The sequence below is a fragment of the Aeribacillus composti genome, from assembly GCF_007827555.1.
GTDB classification, from domain to species: Bacteria; Bacillota; Bacilli; order Bacillales; family Aeribacillaceae; genus Aeribacillus; species Aeribacillus composti.
Map to the genome: position 1 here is coordinate 1 of NZ_VISS01000022.1, position 25,325 is coordinate 25,325.

19 protein-coding genes and 4 pseudogenes are annotated in these 25,325 nt (G+C 36.6%); 17 read left to right on the forward strand and 6 right to left on the reverse strand.

From position 1 onward, the window contains the following. The first annotated feature begins 826 nt into the window (after positions 1-826). The 14 genes from FB379_RS11980 (at position 827) to FB379_RS12045 (ending at position 18,346) form a co-directional block, all read left to right on the forward strand. Positions 827-2,026: a diphosphate--fructose-6-phosphate 1-phosphotransferase gene (locus FB379_RS11980; protein WP_144598081.1), complete on the forward strand. Its 1,200-nt coding sequence runs from the start codon at positions 827-829 to the stop codon at positions 2,024-2,026. 86 nt (positions 2,027-2,112) lie between these two features. Further along, positions 2,113-3,114, forward strand: coding sequence for a Gfo/Idh/MocA family oxidoreductase (locus tag FB379_RS11985; protein WP_144598082.1), 1,002 nt, complete (start codon positions 2,113-2,115; stop codon positions 3,112-3,114). Positions 3,115-3,153: 39 nt separating this feature from the next. Beyond that, on the forward strand, positions 3,154-5,019 hold the full coding sequence (iolD, locus tag FB379_RS11990; protein ID WP_144598083.1) for a 3D-(3,5/4)-trihydroxycyclohexane-1,2-dione acylhydrolase (decyclizing): 1,866 nt from the start codon (positions 3,154-3,156) through the stop codon (positions 5,017-5,019). Between the two features lie 143 nt (positions 5,020-5,162). Further along, a complete protein-coding gene (gene iolB / locus FB379_RS11995; protein ID WP_144598084.1) occupies positions 5,163-5,969 on the forward strand; it encodes a 5-deoxy-glucuronate isomerase in 807 nt (268 codons plus the stop codon). Positions 5,970-6,027: 58 nt separating this feature from the next. Next, positions 6,028-6,936, forward strand: a complete 909-nt coding sequence (gene iolE / locus FB379_RS12000) for a myo-inosose-2 dehydratase (protein ID WP_144598085.1) — start codon at positions 6,028-6,030, stop codon at positions 6,934-6,936. A gap of 478 nt (positions 6,937-7,414) precedes the next feature. After that, positions 7,415-8,437: a Gfo/Idh/MocA family oxidoreductase gene (locus FB379_RS12005; RefSeq protein WP_144598086.1), complete on the forward strand. Its 1,023-nt coding sequence runs from the start codon at positions 7,415-7,417 to the stop codon at positions 8,435-8,437. A 74-nt stretch (positions 8,438-8,511) separates the two neighbouring features. Then, positions 8,512-9,339, forward strand: coding sequence for a sugar phosphate isomerase/epimerase family protein (locus FB379_RS12010; RefSeq protein ID WP_144598087.1), 828 nt, complete (start codon positions 8,512-8,514; stop codon positions 9,337-9,339). A 42-nt stretch (positions 9,340-9,381) separates the two neighbouring features. Beyond that, entirely contained in the window at positions 9,382-10,461 is a 1,080-nt protein-coding gene (locus FB379_RS12015) for a sugar ABC transporter substrate-binding protein (protein ID WP_144598088.1), read from the forward strand. 76 nt (positions 10,462-10,537) lie between these two features. Then, positions 10,538-12,052, forward strand: a complete 1,515-nt coding sequence (locus FB379_RS12020) for a xylose ABC transporter ATP-binding protein (RefSeq protein WP_144598089.1) — start codon at positions 10,538-10,540, stop codon at positions 12,050-12,052. 4 nt (positions 12,053-12,056) lie between these two features. Then, positions 12,057-13,247 (forward strand): sugar ABC transporter permease, encoded by a 1,191-nt coding sequence (locus FB379_RS12025; protein WP_144598090.1) that lies wholly within the window; start codon positions 12,057-12,059, stop codon positions 13,245-13,247. Between the two features lie 547 nt (positions 13,248-13,794). Further along, the gene (gene iolG / locus FB379_RS12030; RefSeq protein WP_144598091.1) at positions 13,795-14,808 is read left to right on the forward strand and encodes an inositol 2-dehydrogenase; all 1,014 of its coding nucleotides are present in this window, start codon (positions 13,795-13,797) and stop codon (positions 14,806-14,808) included. Between the two features lie 98 nt (positions 14,809-14,906). After that, complete coding sequence (locus FB379_RS12035) at positions 14,907-15,764, forward strand: transketolase (protein ID WP_144598092.1); 858 nt, start codon at positions 14,907-14,909, stop codon at positions 15,762-15,764. After that, entirely contained in the window at positions 15,761-16,714 is a 954-nt protein-coding gene (locus FB379_RS12040; RefSeq protein ID WP_144598093.1) for a transketolase family protein, read from the forward strand. Before FB379_RS12035 ends, FB379_RS12040 begins: the two co-directional genes overlap by 4 nt. 204 nt (positions 16,715-16,918) lie before the next feature. Then, positions 16,919-18,346, forward strand: coding sequence for an aldehyde dehydrogenase family protein (locus tag FB379_RS12045; RefSeq protein ID WP_144598094.1), 1,428 nt, complete (start codon positions 16,919-16,921; stop codon positions 18,344-18,346). Positions 18,347-18,678: 332 nt separating this feature from the next. On the opposite strand, the pseudogene FB379_RS19255 reads toward FB379_RS12045, so the two are convergent. Continuing rightward, a pseudogene (locus tag FB379_RS19255) lies at positions 18,679-19,179 on the reverse strand (IS3 family transposase); the annotation flags it as partial. Between the two features lie 46 nt (positions 19,180-19,225). Here FB379_RS19255 and FB379_RS12060 point away from each other — a divergent pair. Further along, positions 19,226-19,498, forward strand: a pseudogene (locus tag FB379_RS12060) (transposase); the annotation flags it as partial. A 195-nt stretch (positions 19,499-19,693) separates the two neighbouring features. Here the strand turns inward: FB379_RS12060 and FB379_RS12065 are convergent. From FB379_RS12065 to FB379_RS12085, 5 genes and pseudogenes are all read right to left on the reverse strand, one after another. Next, positions 19,694-19,885: a hypothetical protein gene (locus FB379_RS12065; protein ID WP_144598096.1), complete on the reverse strand. Its 192-nt coding sequence runs from the start codon at positions 19,883-19,885 to the stop codon at positions 19,694-19,696. A gap of 526 nt (positions 19,886-20,411) precedes the next feature. After that, a complete protein-coding gene (locus tag FB379_RS12070; protein ID WP_144598097.1) occupies positions 20,412-21,425 on the reverse strand; it encodes a LacI family DNA-binding transcriptional regulator in 1,014 nt (337 codons plus the stop codon). A 180-nt stretch (positions 21,426-21,605) separates the two neighbouring features. Next, entirely contained in the window at positions 21,606-21,887 is a 282-nt protein-coding gene (locus FB379_RS12075; protein ID WP_144598098.1) for a hypothetical protein, read from the reverse strand. A 132-nt stretch (positions 21,888-22,019) separates the two neighbouring features. After that, on the reverse strand, positions 22,020-22,382 hold the full coding sequence (locus FB379_RS12080) for a Gfo/Idh/MocA family protein (protein ID WP_158640192.1): 363 nt from the start codon (positions 22,380-22,382) through the stop codon (positions 22,020-22,022). 82 nt (positions 22,383-22,464) lie between these two features. Then, a pseudogene (locus tag FB379_RS12085) lies at positions 22,465-23,119 on the reverse strand (IS4 family transposase); the annotation flags it as partial. A gap of 916 nt (positions 23,120-24,035) precedes the next feature. Here FB379_RS12085 and FB379_RS19115 point away from each other — a divergent pair. Together FB379_RS19115 and FB379_RS12095 are read left to right on the forward strand one after the other, a co-directional pair. Next, positions 24,036-24,179, forward strand: a pseudogene (locus tag FB379_RS19115) (ATP-binding protein); the annotation flags it as partial. A 125-nt stretch (positions 24,180-24,304) separates the two neighbouring features. Next, entirely contained in the window at positions 24,305-25,324 is a 1,020-nt protein-coding gene (locus FB379_RS12095) for a hypothetical protein (protein ID WP_144598100.1), read from the forward strand. Position 25,325 lies beyond the last annotated feature (1 nt).

The window sequence follows — 25,325 nt, forward strand, 5'->3', positions numbered from 1 at the left end:
ATCGGAGAGAATTCGCAAACATTTTGCGAGGTATTTCCGATTTTAGTCCAAAATAATTTGAAAAAAGTGGTTCTAAAATAGTGTGCTAATTTACATGAATACAGACAAAAAAAGTGAGCGATCAGGCTATTCTCGAATATTATGCGAAACGCTGGTCGATCGAAAGCTACGTTCAGCAAACGAAAGAAACATTAGATTTCGATCGATATCGAATCCATCATGAGTAAGGCATCAGCGATATTGGACCATCGTGCAATTTACGTATATCTATTGCATGACAGAACATTCAAGTGATTTTTCAACCGGTCTTGCGAGTGTGAGATCGAGAAAGATTCATGATCTCATTAGAGTTTATTTATTACGAAGCCCAAAAAGGAGTGCCACTGATTTCATTAAAAACTAGTTACGAGTGACATAAGGATACCTTCGTTTACTTTTTGAAGATAGCAATATAATAAATATACTGTAATTTATTAATTTTAATAAAATTACAAAAAAATATTGACTCCTTTGATGAACTTAAATTATAATTTAGACACAAAAGTGCCGTTATTTGGATGATGATAAGTAGTAATTCTATTTTACACTTTTGGTAAAGCGCTTAACTAAATTTGTTATTCAAAATTGGATAAAATAAAAAATATTGATTTTTCAAATAACTTAAATTATAATTTAGTCAAGATAATTAGCGTTCTTTCAACTATGGTGAATTGTAATTCTACTTTGCACTTTTAGTAAAGCGCTTAACTGAATTTATTAAATGTAGATGGTTTAGATGTAAAGGAGCTGTTAATACTTAAGGCAAAATGCAGAGAGGATGCGATAAATGTATGGGAATTGTTTAATTCTTCAATCAGGAGGTCCTACTGCCGTTATTAATAATTCAATGGTCGGTATTATCGATGAAATCTTGAGTTCTTCGTTTACCGGCAAAATATATGGTGCTATAGGCGGGATTCATGGACTGCTGAATGAGTCGTTTATTACACTAAATAACTTGTCTATTCAAGATCGTTACCGGCTTCGATGTACGCCGGGGGCTGCATTAGGTACGTGGCGTTACAAATTAACTCCTGACGATTTTGAAAATATTATTAAAATTTTTAAAAGAAATAATATTAGATATTTCTTTTGTATCGGTGGTAACGGTTCGATGAATGTGGCGAAAATAATGAATGAATTCGCAAAAGCAGCTGGATTCGAAATGGTTGTTATTGGGATTCCGAATTCGATAGATAATGATTTATTAGGGACTGATCATTCTCCGGGATATGGTAGTGCAGCTAAGTTTCTAGTCACTTCAGTTCTTGATGTGAAAATGGACATGGCCAGCTATCCAGAAAGTCGCAGGGTAACGATTATCGAAACGATGGGAAGACATACTGGCTGGCTTGCTGGTGCCTGTGCTTTGGCTGAAGTGTCTACTGATAACGACCAGCTCCTCATTTATATTCCAGAAGTTCCGTTTCATTTGAGTGATTGTTTAAGTAGAATCTCTAAGGCTTGTGATGAAAAAAGAAATACAGTATTAGTAGTAGCAGAGGGCCTACGTAATGAAGATGGTCAATTGATACAACAAGATATAGAATATGATATTTTAGGAAGACCAAAACTCGGCGGTATTTCTTCTTTTTTGAAAGAGAAGATCGAAGAACATATAGGTATTGACACACGTTCTATCGCTTTAAGCATTTGGCAACGGAGCAGTATTGCTCTTGCTTCGAAGGCAGATGTAGATGAAGCGTACAAAATAGGAAAAGAAGCTTGGTTATATGCCGTTGAAGGATATACAGGGGTCATGATTGGCATTAAACGAAATATGAATACAGACAACTACCAGGTATCTTATGAAGCAGTTCCGTTTGAAGAAACAGCAGGGAAAGAGCGATTTGTACCACAAGAATGGTATGATTCTCAAAAACATACAATGACCGAAAAGTTTAAAGAATATGTACATCCGGTCATTCAAGGGGAGATGCTCATTCCGATAGAAAATGGTCTACCAGCTTATAAGCGAATTATTTAGGCGGCAAAAGGTAAGCGCTTTACATTTAGTTTTAATAACTAATTATAAAAAAGTTTCTCGAAGTATATAAAAGGAGTTGGGGAAATTTGAAAGAAAAAGTTCGTTGTGCCGTCATCGGTGTAGGCAGGCTGGGGTTTGTTCATGCGAAAAATGCTGCGACCTGCATCCGAGGAGCAGAAGTTGTCACAATTGTTGCTTCTAGGAAAGAAAGGGCAGAAAAAGTTGCACGTGAGTTAGGTGTTCAATGCTGGACGAACGATCCCCAAGAAGTATTCGATAATCCACTGATTGATGCTGTAATCATTGTAAGTCCAACGAAGACTCATGCTGAATTAATTATTCAAGCAGCACGGAGCAAAAAGCACATTTTTGTAGATAAGCCGTTAACAGAAACTTTGGAAGAAGCTGATGAGGTGATTAAAGCGATTGCTGAAAATAACGTCTATTGTCAAGTAGGGTTCATGAGACGATTTGATCCTTGTTATGCAGAAGCGAAAAGAAGAATTGTCCGAGGGGATATAGGAGAGCCTATTTATTTTAAAGGGGTGAGTCGAGATCCTGGTTCCCCCCCTGAAGATTATATTAAAACAAGTGGTGGTATTTTTCTTGATTTGTGTATTCACGAATATGATATTGCTCGTTTTTTGCTTGGAGATGAAGTGAAATCCGTTCAATCATTCGGTCGAGTACTTGTTCATCCATTTATGGAAAAATACAATGATGTTGATCAAGCCATGACATTTATAACCTTTAAGAAAGGGGCGGCAGCTAATGTGGAAGGAAGCCGAAATTCTACATTTGGCTACGATGTTAGAGGGGAGGTCGTTGGCACAGAAGGAGTGATTCAAATTGGGTCGATACAACATCACCATAATATTATTATGACCAAGAACAAGAGTTATCATGATAATATTCCAGATTTTCAGACTAAATTTCAAGGTGCCTTTTTACTAGAACTTGAGCATTTTATTGATTGCGTCCGAAATGATGTTAAGCCATCTGTAGATGAAATAGATGGGAAAATAGCGTTGGAAATTGCGGTAGCTGCGACTGAATCGTTTAAAAAGAAGGAAATTGTATATCTGTAAAAATTTTTATAGAAAATAATTTGTAAAGGAGAGGGAAAAATGGAAACGATCCGTTTGACTATGGCACAAGCGCTTTTGAAGTTTTTAGACAATCAGTATGTTGAGTTTGACGGAAAAGAAATTAAATTTGTGAAAGGCGTATTCGGTATTTTTGGCCACGGTAATGTGACGGGACTCGGAGAAGCGCTTGAAAGACAGCCGGGGGATCTAGTATATTTGCAAGGAAAAAATGAACAAGGTATGGTGCACGCGGCAACTGCTTATGCAAAGCAAAAAAACCGACTACAAATTTTTGCTTGCACATCGTCGATTGGACCTGGAGCGTTAAATATGGTGACGGCAGCTGCAACTGCAACGGTCAATAGAATTCCTGTACTCTTGCTTCCAGGAGATATTTTTGCTAGCCGACAGCCTGATCCAGTTCTACAGCAAATAGAAGATCCGACTGATTATACGGTATCAGCAAACGATGCTTTTAAGCCGGTTAGTAAATATTGGGATCGTATTTCCCGGCCAGAACAACTAATGACTGCTGCATTAAACGCTATGCGTGTACTGACCGATCCTGAGGAAACAGGCGCTGTGACATTGGCGTTGCCGCAGGACGTTCAAGCAGAAGCTTATGACTATCCAGTAGACTTTTTTAAGAAAAGAGTGCATCATATCGAACGAAAAATTCCTTCAAAAGCAGCAGTACAGCGTGCGGTTAAGCTCATTTCTGAAAAGAAAAAGCCTATTATTATTGCTGGTGGGGGCGTACATTATTCATTGGCTACAGAAGTGCTGGCTTCTTTTAGTGAAACGTTCAATATACCGGTGGGAGAGACACAAGCAGGAAAAAGCGCGCTTTCATGGAAGCATCCAATGAATATGGGCAGTATCGGCGCCACAGGGTCGCTGGCTTCTAATATCTTGGCTAAAGAAGCAGATTTGGTTATTTGTTTAGGAACAAGATTAACCGATTTTTCGACATCATCTAAAACAGCATTCCAGAACCCAGAAGTGGAGTTTCTGAATATTAACGTAAGCACATTTGATGCCATGAAGATGGATGCACACATGTTAGTGGCTGATGCTAAAGTCGCGCTTGAACTGCTAACAGAAGAGTTAAAGAAAATTAATTATCGAAGCAGCCATGATACAGCCAAATTACAAGAGTTGAAAGAAAAGTGGAATCAGGAAGTAGATAGACTTTATGAGGATGAACGCGAGAATGGCTTGTCACAAACTCAAGTTCTCGGCGAAATTAACCGGTTCATTGATGAAAGCGATATCATTGTATGTGCTGCGGGAAGTATGCCTGGAGATTTACACCGTTTATGGAGAAGCACTCAACCAAAAACATATCATATGGAGTATGGTTTCTCGTGTATGGGATATGAAGTGGCTGGTGCGCTAGGAATTAAAATAGCGGAACCAGATAAAGAAGTCTATGCCCTTGTTGGTGACGGAAGCTATTTAATGTTGCATTCGGAATTAGTCACAAGCTTACAAGAAAAGAAGAAAATTAACATTATATTGGTCGATAATAATGGATACCAATGCATTCACAACTTACAAGTCGCACATGGAAGCGACGGATTTGGAAATGAATTTCGCTATCGCTCTGAAGAAGAAAACGTTTTATCAGGAGATTATTTACAAATCGACTATGCCGCAAACGCTAGAAGCTTAGGGGCCAAAGGGTATACTGCCCGTACGATTGATGAATTAAAAGAGGCGCTTGAGAAGGCAAGAAAAGAAACGGTATCCACATTGATCGATGTTAAAGTTTTACCTGGCACGTCTACAACGGGATATGAATCATGGTGGAGACTTGGGGTTGCCGAAGTGTCCAATAGCGAAAAAGTGCAAGAGGCTTATGAAAATATGCAAGCAAAATTAGAGCAAGCAAGAAAATATTAAGCACCTAAAAATATCTGTTTGTCCCTGAAACTGTTGATGTTGAGGAAGGGTTTTATATCACCAAAGATACAGTGCTCCATGAATACCGATTCCCTTCCTCCTCAAAATTTTAATATTTAATATATGTCAGGAGGAGAAATAAAATGTCAAAGCTTCTAGTAACACCAAAAACACAAGCGACTCAAGACGGTAATGCAATTACAATCACACCTGAATCAGCAGGTTGGAAATATGTTGGCTTTGAAGTTTATCATTTGAAAAAGGGACAGATGTTTGAAAAAGAGACAGGGAGAAACGAAATGGCTGTTGTCATTCTCTCTGGACTTGCAAACGCTGAAACCAAATCTAAACATTGGGATAACATTGGAAAAAGAATGAGTGTATTTGAAAAAATACCTGCATATACCGTATATGTTCCTCATGATGATCAGATAAAGATCGAGGCGCTCACCGAACTCGAAATCGCCGTCTGTCTCTCTCCTGGTGGCGGAGACTATGAAGCCCGGCTGATTAAGCCGGAAGAGGTCGAAGTCGTAACGCGTGGTTACGGTAACATGGAGAGAGAGATACACAATATTTTGCCAGAAAACAAGCCTGCACATAGTCTATTTGTGATTGAAGTTTTCACACCACAAGGGAATTGGTCAAGCTATCCGCCTCATAAGCATGATCAAGACAATATGCCTCATGAAACATATTTAGAAGAAACATATTATTATAAAATCAATCCTGCAGATCGCGGATTTGCCCTTCATCGCGTATATACAGATGATCGTTCACTCGATGAAACAATTGTTGTTCGAGATGGGCAAGTTGTACTCGTTCCAAAAGGCTATCATCCTGTTTCAGCGCCACCTGGATATGAATTGTATTACTTAAATGTAATGGCTGGTCCAATTAGAAAATGGTGTTTTACAAATGATAAAGATCATGAATGGTTAATGAAATAAAACATGGTATGTTGAGTTGTAAGTAAAAATTTCAAATAGATAGGGAGGGATGCATAATATGAATCTTCCTTTTCATCTCGGGATTCACCCAATCAACTGGGTGGGCGAAGATGTACTTGAGCATGGAGATTTTTATACGTATGAACAGGTTATGGAGGAAATATCATCACTTGGTTTTGAAGGGACAGAAATGAGTCGTAAGTTTCCTAAAAATGTAAATGAGCTTAGAACAGCATTGGAACATTATGACCTTCAGCTAACAACACAGTGGAAATCCGTCTTTTTTTCTGATCCAAACCAGCATGAAAGTGAATTAAAGGCGTATCGCAAACATGTTGAGTTTCTCAAGCAATTCGGCTGTAAAGTTGTGAGTACAGCGGAGATCGGAGGATCTATGCTTAACCAGGATCCGCGTCGTGGACAGGATGAAACATATGTTGAGTGGTTGGATGATGATGGGTGGAAATACATGATTGAGGGATTGAATAAAGCGGGTGAAATTTGCCGTGAGAATGGGATGTATTTAGTTTATCATCACCATGCCGGTACAGTAGTAGAAAGACCTGAAGAAATCGAGCGTCTAATGGAAATGAGCGATCCCGAAACAGTGTTTCTTCTCTATGATACAGGGCATGCCTATTACGGAGGAAATGATCCTGTTCAGCTATTGGAAAAATATTACGATCGGATTAAATATATCCACTTAAAAGATGTGAGACAAGATGTTTTGGATAAAGCAAGAGAAGAAAAATACAGCATTAGAAAATGTATTAGAAGCGGTCTTTTTACAGTTCCCGGAGACGGTTGTCTTGATTTTGTGCCAATTATTAAAATTTTACTAGAACGAGGTTATAGCGATTGGGTTTTAATAGAAGGGGAACAAGATCCTTTACAATATAATCCATATGAATATGCAAAAAAATCAAAAAGTTATATAGAAGATATTATTAGAAATTTAAAGAGATAGATAATATTATTTCGGTTTGTCGACAAAGCGGATATTAGTGAGAAATAGTTGAGAAACATGATTTAACGACCTGATGTATTCAAAGAACTAGATAGAGGGATCTAACGAAAGCTTTGAATGCATCTATGGAAGAGTGGGAGTGTTCCAAGGACAGAATCTGGGAACTACAAAGTTTAGGAATGCTCAAACAGACGGTACGGAATATGATATGAATGGGAAACACTCGAAATAAATTGTTGTAATTTTTATAATAATATCTAGTTTCATAAAAATAAAAAAAATACTTTGACCCTTGAAGTTCTTTAGCTAAAATTAGAATAAATTACATTGGGTAAGCGCTTTACCTATTGGATAAAAAATAAATATAAGCTTTATTGTTATTGTTGGATTAACAGAGTTTTGTCATCCTAAATTATAAATAATGATGCCTTTTAATTAAGTGCTTATCCGAAAACAGTATCGAGAGGATGGGGTAATCATGGAAAAAACAATACGTTGTGCAGTATTAGGATTGGGGAGACTTGGATATAAGCATGCTGAAAATCTTGCTTCAAAAGTGAAAGGTGCCGAACTTGTAAGCGTTGTCGATCCGCTAGAAGGAAGAGCTGAGCAAGTCGCTAAAGAGTTGGGGGTAAGGAAGTGGTCTTGTAATCCCGATGGGGTGTTCGAAGACGACAATATTGATGCAGTGGTGATTGTCACTCCAACTAGCACTCATGCGGATATGATTAAGCGTGCTGCAAGAAATGGGAAGCATATCTTTGTGGAAAAGCCAATTACTCAGGAGTTAGCTGAAGCAGATGAAGTGATTCAAATTATTAATGAGCATAAAGTTATTTGCCAAGTGGGCTTTATGAGGAGATTCGACCCAGCATATGCTGAAGCCAAAAGAAGGATTGAGGCCGGGGATATTGGAGAACCTATTTACTTTAAAGGGGTAAGCAGAGATGGAAACGTCCCTCCTGAAGAATTTATAAAACATAGTGGAGGCATTTTTCTCGACGTTGCTATTCATGATTACGATATAGCGCGTTATTTAATGAATCAAGAAGTGAGTTCTGTTACATCAACAGGGAGCATTCTATTAGATTCAAACAAATTTATGGAAAAATATAATGACGTGGATCAAGCACTATCTTACTTGACTTTTGATTCAGGGGCTACTGGAGATATTGAAACAATGAGAATCGCTCCTTATGCATATGATATTCGCGGAGAAGTAGTTGGGACAGAAGGCGCGATCCAAATTGGTTCCATGAGGCTCAATGATGTGAAATTGTTTACGAAAAAAGGAAGTTATCACGATTTAGTTCAGGATTTTCCGACACGATTTGAAGATGCATATTGGTTAGAAATGATTCATTTTATTGAGTGCTTGCAAAAAGGTGAAAAACCAGTATGTACCGAAATTGATGGAAAATTAGCTTTGGAAATCGCTGTAGCAGCAACACGATCATTTAAAACTGGAAAAACGGTTTATTTAAAAAAAATAGCCATATGAAAGAGGGGGGCTTTTTAAGATAAAACAAAATTGTTAAAATATGGTAAAATTTTACCAAAAAAGGGTGATTTAAAATGAATGTAAAACTAGGCGTATGCCATTGGTCTTGCCCAATAGATGGGCCGTATGCTTTGAAGATGGCATCAGAACTAGGTTTGGAAGGAATTCAGTTAGATATCGGAAGTTATGAGCGCGGATTTCCTTTGTCTAGACCATCGATCCAAAAAGCGTATGTAGAATATGCCAAAAAATATAATATTACTATTACATCTTTGGCAGTTAGAGAGTTAGATAGACACGGGATGACTAGGAAAGACGGCACTATGGAAAAGGAAATTGCAGTAGAGGCAATTTTGAAAGCCATTTCAGCTGCAGAGGCTATGAATATTCCAATTGTTATGCTTCCTAGTTTTGAAGATGGGGAAATTAAAACGGATCGGGATTTTCAAAGGGTTGTAAACTGTTTAAAAATGGCATGTGAGGAAGCCGAGAAGAAAAATATAATAATCGCAACTGAAAATCTGCTGTCTATAGAGGAAACAAAGCAACTTTTCAATTTAGTTAATAAACCGAACCTTAGATTATACTTCGATACCCAAAATTATCACTTAAGAAGAAATTATAATGTGGCAAGTATGGTAGAAGAGCTTTTTCCTTATATTTGTGAAATCCACGTGAAAGATGGTAGAGATGGACATATGAGCGGTGCCCTTTTGGGTGAAGGAGATTCTGGTTTTTTTGAAACGATGGAAGTATTAAGAGATAAAAATTATAGTGGGTGGATTCTGCTAGAAAATTACTATGATCTAAGACCTTTATCTTTAGAAGGAGATGATCCAATAGAGTTATTAAGGAGAGATATTTCTATTTTAAAGACACAAGTTTTGTATTCAAATGGATAAATCAAATTACAACCTTATAAAGGGAAATGGGGGAAGAGGCTTATGAAAAAAAAGATGATAAATCTATCAGTTATGTTGCTGGTTATTGCTGTTCTTTTAATTGGATGTGTCCAGCAAGAGAGTACTCAAGGAGGGAAAACAAGTAATGATAATAAAATAGTGGTTGGATTTTCACTCGGAACAATTAAGGAAGAAAGATGGCAGCGGGAAATTGAAATGGCAAAGAAATTCGCAAAAGAACATAATTTTGAACTAGTAGTTCAGTCTGCAGAGGAAGATGCATCTAAGCAGGTTAAGCAAGTGGAAAATATGGTTACACAAGGAATTGATGTTTTGATTATATCTGCGCAGGATTCAGAATCGGCTGGAGCTGTCGTAGATATAGCACATAGAGCGGGGGTTCCAGTGATTGCATATGACCGACTGGTTCGAAACGGTGATTTAGATTACTATGTTACATTTGATACGGTAAAAGTAGGAGAGTTGCAAGCTCAAGGGCTTGTACAAAAGTATCCGAAAGGGAATTATATTTGGCTTTTAGGTGGGCCGGAGGATTTTAATGCGTATCTACTTAAAGAAGGGCAAGAGAAGGTATTAAAACCTCTAATTCAGAAAGGGGATATTAAGATCGTTACACAACAGTGGTGTAAAGGGTGGAGTCCTGAAGAAGCATTAAAACATACCGAAAATGGGCTTACTGCAGCAAATAACAATGTAGTAGCAGTTCTTGCTTCAAACGATAATACAGCTGGAGGAGCAGTACAAGCATTAGAAGCTCAAGGATTAGCTGGAAAGGTCGGAGTTTCAGGACAAGACGCTGATTTAGCAGCAGTTCAAAGAATTGTAGAAGGTAAACAAACGATGACAATTTACAAACCAATAAAAGTTTTGAATCGAAAAGCTATGGAATTGGCATATGCTTTGGCTAAAGGAGAGAAGGAAAAAGTGAATAGCATGGTAAACGGTAAAGTTAACAATGGAACTAAGGATGTACCTAGTGTAGTAGTTGATGTTGTCAACGTTACGAAAGAAAATGTAGTTGATACGGTAATCAAGGATGGATTCCATAAAATTGAAGATGTTTATAAAAACATCCCGAAGAATGAGTGGCCAAAACAATAATGATATGAAAAGGGGTATCTATCTGGTAGATATCCCCTTTGTCCAAAAACAAACGTGATGGAAAGAAGGTGGGATCATGGGATTGTATATATTAGAGTTAAAGAATATTTGCAAAAAATTTCCTGGAGTAAAAGCATTAGATAATATCAATCTTAGAGTTAAATTTGGAGAAATACATGCACTGTGTGGAGAGAATGGAGCTGGGAAATCAACACTAATAAAGATTCTCAGCGGCGTTTATCCATATGGAACGTATGAGGGAAAAATTTATCTTGATGGAAAAGAGGTACAATTTCGTAATATCCGTGACGCGGAAAATAACGGAATCGTCTGTATTCATCAAGAACTTGCACTAGTAGGTGAATTAACTGTTCAAGAGAATATTTTTTTAGGAAACGAGCCGAATATTGCAGGTGTTATTAAAGAGGACGAAATGTATATTAAAACTAAAAATCTTTTAAATGAGCTTGGATTAGATATTGATCCCAGAGAATTAGTAAAAAATCTTGGTATAGGGCAACAGCAGTTAGTAGAGATTGCTAAGGCGCTATCCAAGAATGCGAAAATTCTTATACTTGATGAGCCTACTTCAGCATTGACTGAAAAAGAAAGCAATACTTTGTTAAATATCCTTTGTCGTTTGAAAGCAAAAGGAGTTACATCTATTTATATTTCCCATAAGCTTGATGAAGTCCTAAGTATCGCTGATACTGTTTCCGCTATACGAGATGGGCAATACATTGGTTCAAAGGATATTAATGAAATTACCAAGAGTGAACTTATTTATATGATGGTGGGGAGGAAGCTCGATAAACTATATCCACGTAAAAAGAGGGAGAGAAAGGATTGTAGTTTTGAAGTAAAGAACTTGACTGTTTACGATCCTGAAATTCAATCAAGAAAAGTTATTGATAATATTAGTTTTAGGGCTTATAAGGGAGAAATATTGGGTATAGCCGGTTTAATGGGAGCAGGCAGGACAGAGATGGTTTCCGCAATTTTTGGAGTTTTCCCTGGAAAAAGGGAAGGAGAGTTTTATATAGATGAAAAAAAAATAAATATTCGCCAACCAATAGATGCCATCCAAAATGGAATCGCTCTTGTTCCGGAAGATAGAAAAGGAACCGGACTTGTTTTAAATATGACTGTCAAAGAAAATATTTCAATGGCTAGTTTAAGAAATTTTTTCAATTTTATTATTAAAGAAGATGAGGAAAATTCGTACACTCTTCGTTATGTTCGTGATTTAAATATAAAAACATCTAATATTGAAGAAGCTGTAAATAACCTTAGTGGTGGAAATCAGCAAAAAGTTGTACTGGGAAAGTGGCTATTAACAAAACCAAAAGTCCTTATTTTAGATGAGCCTACTCGTGGAATTGATATTGGTGCTAAATTTGAAATATATGAACTTATTAATCAGCTAGTGGATGAGGGTGTTACAGTAATTATAATTTCTTCTGAGCTTGAAGAAGTTCTGGGGATTAGTGATCGAGTTTTAGTTATTTATGAAGGTAAATTGAGGGCTGATCTCCCTATTCAAGAAGCAACCCAAGAAAAAATAATGTATTATGCTACAGGAGGGGTCTAAAAGTATGGAAGGAAAACTCAATAAAAGTTTAGAGCTCAATGAAGTGAACAACAATAAAAAGAATTTTAATCCAAAAAACTTTTTTTCTACTAATGTAAGAGCATATGCCATGATCATTGGTCTAATACTTATATGGGCCATGTTTGCTATATTAACTGACGGGATATTTCTTTCAGCACGCAATATATCTAATTTAACTATGCAAATGGCTGTTGTTGCTATTTTAGGAGCAGGAATGGTCTTGGTCATTGTGACTGGCCACATAGATTTGTCTGTGGGTTCACTAGTAGGTTTAATAGGAGGAATTGCTGCAGCATTAATGGTTTGGAAGGGGTGGGGCACTGGACTAACTATTATTACTGTCCTCTTAATCGGGTTGGCAATAGGAGCTATTCAAGGTTTTATAACTGCCTATTTAAATGTACCTGCCTTTATTGTTACGTTAGGTGGAATGATGGTTCTTAAAGGAATATTATTAGGGATTACAAAGGGAGTCACTATTGCTCCTATGAGAGAAAGTTATAAAGTTTTTGGTCAGGCTTATATTACAAACGTAACCTTATTTAGCTTTGCTGGACTAGTGATTTTATCTATGTTCTTCCTAGCTTATCGCAAAAGAAAAAGTGGAATTAAATATAATCTAAAACAGGAACCAAGCTCTTATTATGTTAAACCTTTGGTTTATAGTCTTTTGATTTTAGGCTTTGTTTACATTATGGTTGCCTATAAAGGCATGCCCGTACCTGTTTTCATTATGTTGATTTTAGTAATTGTATTGACTTTCTTAGCGGATAAAACAACATTCGGAAGAAGTGTATATGCAATAGGCGGGAACTTACAAGCTGCTATTTTTTCGGGTATCTCAGTAAAGAAAATTGTTTTGATTGTTTTTGCTTTAAATGGACTAATGGCTGCTATTGCGGGAATCATTTTGTCTGCGAGGTTAAACGCTGGTTCTCCTGCAGCGGGAACAATGATGGAATTAGATGCCATTGCAGCGGCTGTTATTGGTGGAACAAGTTTAATGGGGGGGAAAGGAAAAGTATATGGTGCAATTTTAGGTGCTTTAATCATGGCAAGCTTAGATAACGGAATGAGCCTGCTTGATATGGATGCTTTTTGGCAATATATTGTGAAGGGCTCAATTTTGATTTTTGCAGTATGGTTTGATATATACAGTAAAAAGAAAGCATAGGATTTTGTATTAAATTATCGTGTTGTAAAACGCATAATGGATGCATAAATGCACATATAAAAAACACCGCTTTGGAAATCATATACAGCGACCAAAAGATAAACACCCAAGGGGTGGATGCTATCATGATTTCCAATTCTATGATCGAATATGCACTAACTGGAGAAATGGATCCTATTTTAGATGTATTATTTCGATACATCGATCAACTTTCTTTGGAACCTCTTATGTGACATGAAGATCACCCTTGCCCATTACTGATCAAAATTTGGGAAGTGGTTATTCAGCTTTCGAAGCATCATCGAACGGGTCTTTAATCAACCGGATAGTAATAGTCTGGAACCATCACGATCGTATGGATTTAATTGATATTTGTTGCATATGTAACTTTGTATACTTATGCATAAATTTTAGTTTTCACTTTAATTTTACAACACCATCTTAAATATTAAAGTGAAAAAGTACAATAAAAAGCTTTAAAAAGTCAAGGATTTGTATTATAATAAGAAATTAAGGAAAGCGCTTAACCAAGGGTAGGTGAAATTATTTGAAAAAGTTAACAATTGGAATTATTGGAGCTGGAAGAATTGGACGTCTACATGCTGAAAATATTATTCATATACCACAAGTGAGAATTAAAACAATCTCTGATCTTTTTGTCGATAGTGTAAAAGATTGGGCATGTCAAATTGGTGTTGAAAATGTGGCAACGAATTATGAAGATATTTTAAATGATGATGAAATTGATGCTATTTTTATTTGTTCACCGACTGATACACATGTACCGATTATTCAAAGAGCTGCAGAAGTGGGTAAACACATTTTTTGTGAAAAGCCAATCAGCTTTTCGATTCAGGAAACGAAAGCTGCTCTAGAAGCTGTGGAAAAAGCAGGCGTAAAGCTACAGGTCGGCTTTAACCGTCGTTTTGATCGTAATTTTGTAAAAATTCAAGAAGTAGTAAAAAACGGGCTTATCGGAGAAGTGCATATTGTAAAAATCACATCCCGCGATCCTGAACCTCCTCCAATAGAGTATATTAAAAGTTCAGGAGGTTTGTTCTTTGATATGTCAATCCACGATTTCGATATGGCTCGTTATGTGACGGGAAGTGAAGTGACAGAAGTATATGTTCAAGGAGCTAATTTAATTGATCCAGCTATCGGCGATGCGGAAGATATTGATACTGCTGTGATTACTTTGAAGTTTGCAAACGGGGCAATCGGAGTGATTGATAACAGTCGTAAGGCTGTATATGGATATGATCAGCGTGTTGAGGTGTTTGGATCGAAAGGTAGCATTATGGCGGAAAATGACCATCTGACCAACGTCGAGATAAGCACAGAGGAAGGGGTATATAAAGATAAGTTAAAGTACTTTTTCTTGGAGCGTTATAAAGAGGCCTATATTCGGGAAACATATGCATTTATTGACTCTATTTTACACAATAAACCACTCTGTTGTACCGGAAATGACGGTTTACAAGCAGAATTAATTGCTAGAGCTGCACAGGAGTCTCTAAAAACAGGTAAGCCCGTAAAAATAGAATATATAAAAATTTAAAAAGATGGCATAGACTTACTGCTTTATCTTATTTTTTTCAGGTATAAGGTAAAGCGCTTAACCTATTTATTAAAAGCAAGTTTAAGGAGGAATATAAAGTGAATCAAACACTTTCTAAAGAAAACTTGGCTTATTTGAAGGAAAAGTCAATTGAAGCACGACGCCTTATCATTGAAACAGTATTCCATGCAGGTGCTGGTCACATTGGAGGGCCATTGTCAGCGGTTGATGTCTTGGTTAATCTGTATTTTAATGAAATGAACATTGATCCACAAAATCCGAAAGCAGAAGATCGTGATCGTTTTGTTCTATCAAAAGGACATGCAGCAGTTGGACTTTATACTGTGTTAGCAATGAGAGGATACTTTCCGATAGAAGAATTAAAAACATTTGATGCTCTTAATTCTCGATTGCAGGCACACCCTGATATGAATGCTTTACCAGGTATTGATATGTCAACTGGTTCTCTTGGTCAAGGAATTTCAGCAGCAGTTGGAATGGCACTTGGAGCGAAACTTCAGAAGAAAGACTTCGTTACTTACTGTATGATTGGTGATGGAGAATCACAGGAAGGTCAAGTATGGGAAGCCGCAGATGTGGCATCTAAATACAAACTGGACAATCTTGTATGTATTCTTGACTATAACAAATTGCAGCAGTTTGGCTGGAATGCTGAAGGAGGAGGGAGAGAAATACCTGTGTTTGAACCTGAAAAGCGCTGGGAAGCTTTCGGATGGCATGTGATTAGTATTGATGGGCATGACCATGTACAAATTAGCAAAGCTTTTAAGGAAGCTCGTAAAATAAATGACAAACCAACCATTATTATTTCAAATACAATAAAAGGAAAAGGTGTATCCTTTATGGAAAATCAGTATTTATGGCATTCACGTGTTCTGACAGGTAAAGAATTTAACGATGCAATTCAAGAAATAGAAATGGGGTTTAAGAAATGAAAAGAGTATTATCTACAGAAAAAGTTTCAATGAGAGATGTGTTCGGTGAAATATTGTTACAATTGTCAATAGAAGATGAAACTGTTTACGTCCTTGATGGGGATTTGGCTAACTCTACGAAAGTAGATACAGTGGCTATGAAAAATCCAAAAAAATTTTTACAGATGGGTATTGCTGAACAAAATATGATGAGCGTTGCAGCAGGGCTTGCAACAACGGGATTACAGCCATGGGCTACTACATTTGCAGCGTTTCTTTCTAAACGGGCAATTGATCAAATTCAAGTTCAGATTGCTCAACCAAGTTTAAATGTCAAAATGGTTGGTGCCTACAGTGGTCTATTGACAGGATTGACAGGGAAAACACATCAGGCATTGGAAGACATTGCCATTTTTCGCTCGCTTGCAAATATGGTTGTGCTCGCTCCAGCAGATAGTGTGGAAGTAAAGAAGATGATGGAGTTTGCCCACAAATACAAAGGTCCTGTATACATGCGTCTTGCACGTGATCCTTATCCAGTTATTTTCTCACAGGATTACAATTTTGAACTTGGAAAGGCAGTTACATTAAAAGAAGGAAAAGATATTACAATTATTTCAACAGGTACACAAACGAGTCGTTCGCTTGAGGCAGCTGAAAAGCTGGAGGAAGAAGGGATTTCAGTGGCTGTCATCCATATGCCAACAATTAAGCCACTTGATAAAAAAGCAATTATTAGAGCAGCGGAGACTACAGGAGTGATAGTAACAGCTGAAGAACATAGCATTTACGGTGGTCTTGGAAGTGCTGTAGCGGAAGTGCTTGTTGAAGAAAAGCCAGTTCCAATGCTTCGTGTAGGAGTAAAAGATCGGAACGCTGAGTCAGCTCCAAACGAAGAATTATTAGAGAAATACGAAATTTCTGTTAAATATGTTGCTGAAGCTGTAAAAAAAGCACTGAAGAGAAAGTAAATATATAAGTTGAATTTTTGTTTTTCAACTAATCCATTCAGCAGTCACGTTATATTTTGGTCTATAAACAATGCGGTTGTAGATGATATGGGAAGGGTGTGAAACTCTTTATTGCAACTTAATACTAGAAATTGAAAATGGAAGTTTAGAAATTCCTAAACTTCCATTTAATATAATATTTTTTAAAAGGTGGGAGATGAAAACATGCGGAGGAACATTGTCAAAGAAAAACTCTTTATTAATGGCAAATGGATAGAAACAGATACTACACATAAGATATATAATAAATACACAGGAGAACTTTTTTCTGAAGTTTGTGTAGCAGATGAGAGATTAGTAGATCAAGCTGTTGAAGCCGCAGTGTACGCTCATAAAAATACATTATTTTTACCAGAGCATCGATATACAGTACTAATGCGTACAGCTGAGCTTTTACTTGAGAGTAGTGAAGAATTTGCAAAGATTATTGCACAGGAAGGCGGCAAACCAATTACAGACGCAAAAGTTGAAGTCAATCGGTCAATATCCACATTAAAGATAGCGGCAGATGAAACAAAAAAGCTCGTTGGAGAAATTATTCCTAATTATAATGTTCCAGGCCGTTTCATGTATACAGTGAAAAAACCTGTTGGAGTAGTAGCGGCTATTACGCCATTTAACTTTCCGTTAAATCTTGTCGTGCATAAAGTTGCTCCTGCACTCGCAGCTGGAAACCCAGTGATTATTAAACCGGCATCTGATACTGCTACAACTGCAATTAAACTATGTAAACTGTTAGAAAAAGCAGGGGTACCGAATGGTTACGTGCAATGCGTTGTTGGAAGCGGTAGTACAGTTGGTGAACAGCTTCTTCGCGATGAGAGGATTGCCCACTATACGTTTACAGGTTCACCGGCTGTTGGTAAGCATATTCGAAAAACGATTGGCTTAAGAAAAGCTACATTAGAACTTGGTTCAAACTCTGCTACTATTGTTCATAGCGATGCCAATGTTGGAAAAGCAGCAATGAGACTTGCCAAAATGTCATTTTCTCATGCTGGACAGATTTGTATTTCAGTTCAGCGCATTTTTGTCCAAGAATCGATTCAAGAAAAGTTTCTTGAGAAGTTTTTAAAAGAAGTTTCTCTTTTAAAAGTAGGAGATCCGTTAGATCCTGATACAGTCGTTGGGCCAATGATTAATGAAAGCGAAGCGAAGCGTATTGAGCAGTGGGTGAGAGAGGCAAAAGAAGGTGGAGCTGAAATTTTAATCGGTGGCACAAGAGAAGGGAATATTTTTCATCCAACTGTTATTACTAATGTAAGAAAAGGAATGAAAGTATTGGATGAAGAAGTATTTGCGCCAGTTGTTACAGTGTCAGCATATAGAACAATCGAAGAAGCTATTGAACTTGTTAATGATTCGAAATACGGGTTACAAGCTGGCATTTACACATCTGATTTGAATTTGTCCTATAAAATTCCTTACTTACTAGAGGTGGGTGGTGTAATTATTAATGATACCTGCTGTTACCGGGTAGACCAAATGCCTTACGGTGGTGTAAAAGAAAGTGGAAATGGTAAAGAAGGACCGTCATATGCAATTCAGGATCTTGTGGAAACAGTAACAGTTGTTGTAAATCTAGAAGACTAATTGTATGTAAAATTTTTGTGTCAAAAATCCCATCTCACCAAATGGATTGATGGAAAATGCATTTTAAATCCATTTGGTGAGATATTTAGCGATAACATTGCAGGTTTGATAAAATTAAATTATAAGAAAGAGTTCTATTTTTGTAGAGTAGAATCTGACTTTCGTCATCAGCTCTTAAACGATTTACGCGTCGCTCTCCTAAAGTAGTCATGGTCGACGCTATCGCTTTATGAAGCGGTCTCTTGATATTAGGTCAATAAAGTAGACACAAAAATTTATAAATTTTTTTTTCGCAGCTACCGCGCTATCGCTTGGTGACCTTTTAAAAATAATTACGACGTTGTCCTAATTATTTTTAAAGGTAAATTTTCGGGTCTAACTATTCTATTAATATGCTCATTAAGCTTCTTTTTTCCGTACATACGTTCGTATTCAGATGGCGAAAAACACTCTGTTGCGGAGTGAATACGTTTATTGTTGTAAAATATTTCTACATACTCAAATATGCTCTTTTTTGCTTCTTCCCTTGTTTTATAACGAGTCTGATAGATTAGTTTTTTTTATTATCCCATGAAATGATTCAATACAAGCGTTGTCATAACAATTTCCTTTTCGGCTCATGCTACATTTCATTCCGTATTCCATTAGCTTAGCTTGAAAGTCATTTGAAGCATATTGACTCCCTCAATCAGAATGATGGAGGATAGAACCCTGTGTGTTGACGCTGATAGGCTTGCTTTAAAGCACTCAACACTAGCTCCTTTTTCATGGAAAAGTCTATATGCCAGCCGACTATTTTTCTTGAATACAAACATAATACTAGCTAGATAAAGAATATTACTATAATAAACTGTGTCTACTTTTTAGTCTAACATCAATGAAGAAGCTGAACATTTAAGACATGCCGAAGAAAACAAAAAAATCTACGCTTGAAGAAAAGAAACGATTGAACGAGTGTTTGCGGATATGAAAGAGAAGAATGTTCTGCGTTGGACAGTTTATCGAGGTCTAGAAAAAGTTTCAATGCAGGAGATGCTTGTTTGTGTTGCCATGAATTTGAAAAAACTAGCTACATGGCTATGGAGGGCAACTCCAGGCTCTTCATTCACATTTAGGCTCTTAATCAAAATAGGGTTCAGACTCAGCGTCTGAACCCTATTTTGTCTACAGTCTGCGACATGAATTTCATGTCCTAGGTCATCGCGAAAGATTACGATGCGATGACGTTTCTTCGAACGGCATTGTGGTGTTCCTAATTAGCATATGACGTCTCGAATCATGATGATGGCTGTTTTCTAAACGTCTCAAACTGCGACATTGATGCAGTTCCATTTTCTTTGATGCGAATCACAAAATCTTGTCCGTTTTCAGCAAATGGTCGATGCGTTCGATTTTGAAATACGCACGGTCTTCAACAAGAATATGTCGTTTGTGCGCTAATGTTTTTCCGACAGGAGCATCATGACGAAGGGACGATCGTTTCCACCGTTTCGAGCGGCATTTCCAGTTCAGGGGAATCAGCGACATGACGCTTGACACCAGAGCACTCCCTGTGATATATGGCCCAAGGAAGGCGAGATTTTCCTATCGTTATGGTGGTCGAATTCATCACTAGCAATAGACGTGGAAACTGGAGAGCACGACATGTTTTTCGATAGCATTTGGATACAATGAGATTGAAGAGTCGTTTTATGATGTCATAGCAAACATCACTGACTTTTTTCGAAAAGGTAGAGGAAACTTACGGCAATACATAAGTCGCTGCTACAGCGGATCCATGGTTGAAATCCTTCCCATTCGTTCATAGAAGCAGTCACAAAGTAGTGAATCAGCGTACGAACATCAGAGACTCGGGCAGTATATTTATAGCCGAACACTTCGATTTCGATGTGGTTTGCAATTCCTCTTCTGAAACAATTTTTTACAATAGATTCGGAAGTGTGGTATTTATTTTCATGAATAGCACCTCTTTCCTTGGTGATACTTATATTCTAGAGGAAAGGTGCTCTTTTTTGTATCTGTCACTGGATTTTATTGGTTAATCAACACGCCTGAAATATAAGAGCTATGTGCTTGACTTCAATTTTACTGTAGATTTTCGCTCTACAAGCGTTGGAAGAAGAGTAATGCGCCTCTTTTCTTTTATTTCTCCTTCGATCATTGAAACCATTAAATCCATTACTTCTTTTCCCATGCTTTGAATTGGTTGAGCAATGGTTGTTAATGTCGGTTCAACGATTGTTGCAATAATAGTATTGTCAAATCCGACAACAGAAAGTTGCTCTGGTACGTTCATTCCCATTTCTTTCGCTGCTTGGATTACTCCCGCCGCCAATAAATCATTACAAGCAAAAATAGCTGTTGGAGGTTTGCTACCACTTAAATATTTATGAGTCATAAATTTACTTGCTTCTAAAAGATTATTGGTTTTTTGAATAAATTCGAAGTCAGGTGTGAACTCCAAATTATTTTCCTCCAATGCCTGTTTAAAACCACGGAGCCGTTCTCTGTTACTCCATACATCAAGAGCGATGATACCGATATTTTTATGACCTAGCTTAATTAAGTGTGAAGCCGCGAGGTATCCTCCCATGAAATCATCAATTGCTACCGTATTGATAGAAAACATCGGAAAATCACGAGCAACACTCGCTACAGGAATATCTTCTTGCATAAGTTCTTCCACTTTATCTAAATTTTCAAATCCGGAAGCTAAGATAAAGCCGTCTATACCTTTTTGTTTCAGAAGACTAAGGTATTTATTCTCCTTATCAATTTGATAATCCGTGCTACATATGACGAGGTTATAACCAAGTTCGTGTCCCCGATCTTCAATACTTCTTGCTAACTCTGAAAAAAATGGATTCGCTAAATCGGGAATAAGTAGTCCGATTGTCTTTGTTTGCTTTCCCATCAGAGCTGATGCCATCATATTCGGATGATAGTTAAGTCTTTCCATCACTTCACGGACTTTTCTTCTTGTCTTTTCACTAATCCGTCCGTTATTATTAATCACCTTAGATACGGTTGCGATTGAAACATTCGCTTCTCTTGCCACGTCATAAATGGTCACTTTCAACCTTATTTCTCTCCCCTATTTTTCAGGATATTGTTTGAACGATACAAGAAATAGGAACTACTTCACTTATGGAAATAGTTTCCTCTAGATTTTTGAGTTAAATTTCGATAAAGGAGGATCCATTGTATAATGATTGATAGCTTCTTTGCAAATAACTCGCCATTTCAAATGAATTTCCTTTTACGATGACTTTTCACTACCGTCTGTTGAAACATTAGAGCGAAATGAAGAATCTACAAAGATTGATTCTTTCGGTCTGATGATTTCATAACGATTATAAAGGGAAGATCTATTTGAAGCAAATACTTCCCCTGTTCGATATTCATCGTCAATTAAGATACAAATAGGTGAGGTATCAGCTGTATATTCAGGATGAATTTTCCCGCTCATAGACACTTTTACTAGTTTCATGCCTATTAATTGAGTAAGTGTATGAATGCCCCGTAACACCCTACATCCCACATGGCACCACCGAACTCTTGGTGTAGCCGAATATTATTCGGATCATTAAGTAACCATGAAAAATGCACCTTAATATGATGGTGATTACCAATAAAATCAGATTCGAACAATTCTTTAACCCTTTTATATTGACTATGAAATTGATACATAAACGCTTCCATCAAAAATAACGTTATTAGCTTCAGAAGCTCTTTTAATTTCAATCATTTTCTCTTCAGTTAAGGCAGCTAGCTTTTCAAGTAGTACATGCTTTCCTGCTTCCATTGCTTTTACTGTCCATTTTTTATGCAATGAATTAGGAGGTGGAATATATACTGTATCAATTGTTGTGTCGTTTAAAAGATCATCATTATTTTTCATAAATTTTAGGTGTGTTAAAGCGCTTAGCTCTTTTTTACTCCTTGAAGCCACTGCTGATACAAATGCACGATCTAACGCTGCAGTGTAGGAATTATTTCTGTAAAGACAATATTTGCAACACTTAGTATACCCCAATTTATCCTTTTCATAAATATCTCCAAATTATAAATTCAATTTGTAATTTTGTGATTAAGCGCTTACTTGTTTTTATTATACCTTAACTCAACTTTCGCAGCACAATTTTGGCCTTGATATAATTAGGCAAAACTGCAATCCATTTACGTAATTGACTTTCGATTAATTTTTTAATCTGTTGATTTACATTTTGAAGTGCATCTTCAAGAATTTCAATGAGTAGTGAAGTGCAAAGGCCCAATCTAGTTCATCGATTTCATCACAAAGTTCATAAAAAATGCCGCCTAATGTTCGATAATCTGTACTTACTCGGTTTTGCCAAGACAAAGACAAAATAATGTACCTTGTAAACACAATAGTGGTATGGCTGATCATGGAATCATAAGATCTTCCTTGGAACTCTTTTTGGAGATTCAATAATGATTTGACTTTTCTGAAGAATACTTCAATATCCCAACGTATCCCATAAATACGAATGAATTCTTGATCCGATAAAGTACAGTCTGTACTCAAAATAGCTAGCCACTGTCTCTTTTTATTACGATTACGGACAAATACCACTTTAACAGGAACGCCATTTACCATCGTTGTGTGAATAGAGCGCAAAATACCCTTTTGATGTTGTGATGGTTTAGCTGTTTGGTATAGTTTTTTTAGGCTACCCATTCACCGTTCACTTGATATCTTTGTTTTGTATCCTTCACCATTCCAATAACATCCAACCCTTGATCCACAATTTTGCTTCGAACATGATTTGATTGTAGTGTGAACAATTTTGCTGAGGTAGTCAAAGTCTGTCAAAAAAGCGTCTATCCGAATGGATGGGCGTTTATTTATTTGCTGAAAGGTAAGATATCTACCGACTTATTTGAAATTAAAATAATTGTTTAAATGAGAATTTCCTTTAACTCAAAAATAGGCTAAATTAATTTGAAGGGCTTAAATTAGAAAATTTGTTCCCTTTTCATTTCAACACATGCATTCCAACTCAGGCATGTGTTTTTTTATTTCGAAAAAATTTGATAATATAAATAAAGAAAAATTTGGATTTGTGATGGGAAAGATGCTAGAGAAACTACTAATTGAACTTGCAAAACAGGTAGATTGTATTTACACATTAAGCTCTAATGAACAAATTTGGATAACAAAAATAGATTCGAATGGGTTGTATTGTATGTCGAGACAGAAAAATCGAGAGAGAAGTTTGAAAATGGAGGACTGGATCAGCCTTGGGAATATATTTCCTTTGACTTTATAAGAACAGGCTGGAATGAATTTATAGAGCTACGGACGGCCAATTCAAATGATTTTCTAAAAACAAAAGAAAAATCTTCTTTTTTGATGGCCTTTTTTCATCAGCTTCCATTTGTCACGAAAACAGTCAAGGAGAATGCAGTTGCCATTCAATTAAAAGAATTTACTACCGAAGATTTACCAACTGAACAATTTCATAAGGTGATTTCTTTTTTAGAAGAAGTAATAAACGGGGTATATGATCCTAAAAGATTAAGTGAACAAACCAATAAAAATTTATATCGAATTAAATCAAGAGGGAGACAAGATTTAAGACTTTTACGTTTCCTGAATGATGAAAATGAATCGCTTTTTTATGAATATATCAATGCAAAAAATAAAGTTGAAGTGATAAAGAAACAATTTGGTCAATGGAATCGTGTTTTTGGGGATAACCGACTAACCTCTGCACTAGTGGACAGACTAGTGCATCATGCACATGTCATAGCATTCACAGGGGAAAGTTACCGATTGAAAAATGCCCTTTCTTCTATAAAAACATAATGTGGTAATTAATGTAAAAATTTCTGCAAGCCTATGAAAATTTCGCTGCATTTTTCTGCACTTTTTGCTTGCAAAAAACACCCAGACAACAACTTAATCAGTTTCAGTATATTATGAATAATCTAATGAACGATCCAAAATCATTTGAACTACATCAAAAGGACTTAACCAAAGTGTTAAAGGAACAAATGGAAGTGGATATAGATTTTTGGGAAGATTACTTTTCACCATGGTTTTCTTGTACGCTGAGAGAGTTTCAAGGAAAATGGACAAATTTTAGCACTGACAGAAATCATGTAGCCCATAACAAGCTGATTGATTTTAAATTGTATAAAAAATTTAAAAAAAGCATGAGTGATCTATTATCTATTATAACGGAAGCAGAAGATAAGTTTTCCAAGCATTTAGAAGAGGAAGTAGCAAACTATCTGGAAGAATTAGAAGCGATGGAATTTGCTGACACCTATCAAAGGAAGACGGATTTTAAGGAACTCATTGAAGAGGAAGCAGGAGTAAAAATTCGGGATGCAGAGGAAATCATCCAATTGTTACGAGAACATATCACCACCATTTTTGAACGTATTGAACAAGGTATTTATTACAGAAGTGACATTGAGGTCACCTATAATGAACCTCTGCTGAGCAGTTATGAAGAGGTGTTTCAAATCGTTCACAATATCAGTAAAAATAGTATAAAGGTTGATGTAGAACCCCATATCGATGAATCGGAAGGCAGTACGAGTCATGTCTATTTTTTAGTGTTTTACAATGATGTTCATCAAGAAAGTTTTGTAATTAGCTACACGAATGGTGAAGCAGAATTTGACGAAGAACAAGCGTCGTACATGCCTAAAACAAATGAAGAAATGGATATTTCAGCTTTAGAGGAATTAGAAGCTCTTATTAATAACTTACTGGAAAACAAAATGCCGGAAGTTCCCGACGATGATTTAGCATCTTATCCCTGTGAAAAATGTAATGAGTATACGGTTAATTTGTCAGAAGACAACCAGTATGGATTAGGAACATGCCTTTATTGTGGTCATGTAAATCCTGTAAGGATATGTTTAAGATGTGAAGCTGTTTTAGATCAACCAGCAGAAGGACTTTGTGAAAGTTGTATAGAATATATCAACGAACAGTAAT

Coding starts and splice junctions, on each gene's coding strand:
- FB379_RS11980 (WP_144598081.1), top strand. CDS start 827: ATGTATGGGAATTGTTTAATTCTTCAATCAGGAGGTCCTACTGCCGTT.
- iolD (WP_144598083.1), top strand. CDS start 3,154: ATGGAAACGATCCGTTTGACTATGGCACAAGCGCTTTTGAAGTTTTTA.
- iolB (WP_144598084.1), top strand. CDS start 5,163: ATGTCAAAGCTTCTAGTAACACCAAAAACACAAGCGACTCAAGACGGT.
- iolE (WP_144598085.1), top strand. CDS start 6,028: ATGAATCTTCCTTTTCATCTCGGGATTCACCCAATCAACTGGGTGGGC.
- FB379_RS12005 (WP_144598086.1), top strand. CDS start 7,415: ATGGAAAAAACAATACGTTGTGCAGTATTAGGATTGGGGAGACTTGGA.
- FB379_RS12010 (WP_144598087.1), top strand. CDS start 8,512: ATGAATGTAAAACTAGGCGTATGCCATTGGTCTTGCCCAATAGATGGG.
- FB379_RS12015 (WP_144598088.1), top strand. CDS start 9,382: ATGAAAAAAAAGATGATAAATCTATCAGTTATGTTGCTGGTTATTGCT.
- FB379_RS12020 (WP_144598089.1), top strand. CDS start 10,538: ATGGGATTGTATATATTAGAGTTAAAGAATATTTGCAAAAAATTTCCT.
- FB379_RS12025 (WP_144598090.1), top strand. CDS start 12,057: ATGGAAGGAAAACTCAATAAAAGTTTAGAGCTCAATGAAGTGAACAAC.
- FB379_RS12040 (WP_144598093.1), top strand. CDS start 15,761: ATGAAAAGAGTATTATCTACAGAAAAAGTTTCAATGAGAGATGTGTTC.
- FB379_RS12045 (WP_144598094.1), top strand. CDS start 16,919: ATGCGGAGGAACATTGTCAAAGAAAAACTCTTTATTAATGGCAAATGG.
- FB379_RS12095 (WP_144598100.1), top strand. CDS start 24,305: ATGAACGATCCAAAATCATTTGAACTACATCAAAAGGACTTAACCAAA.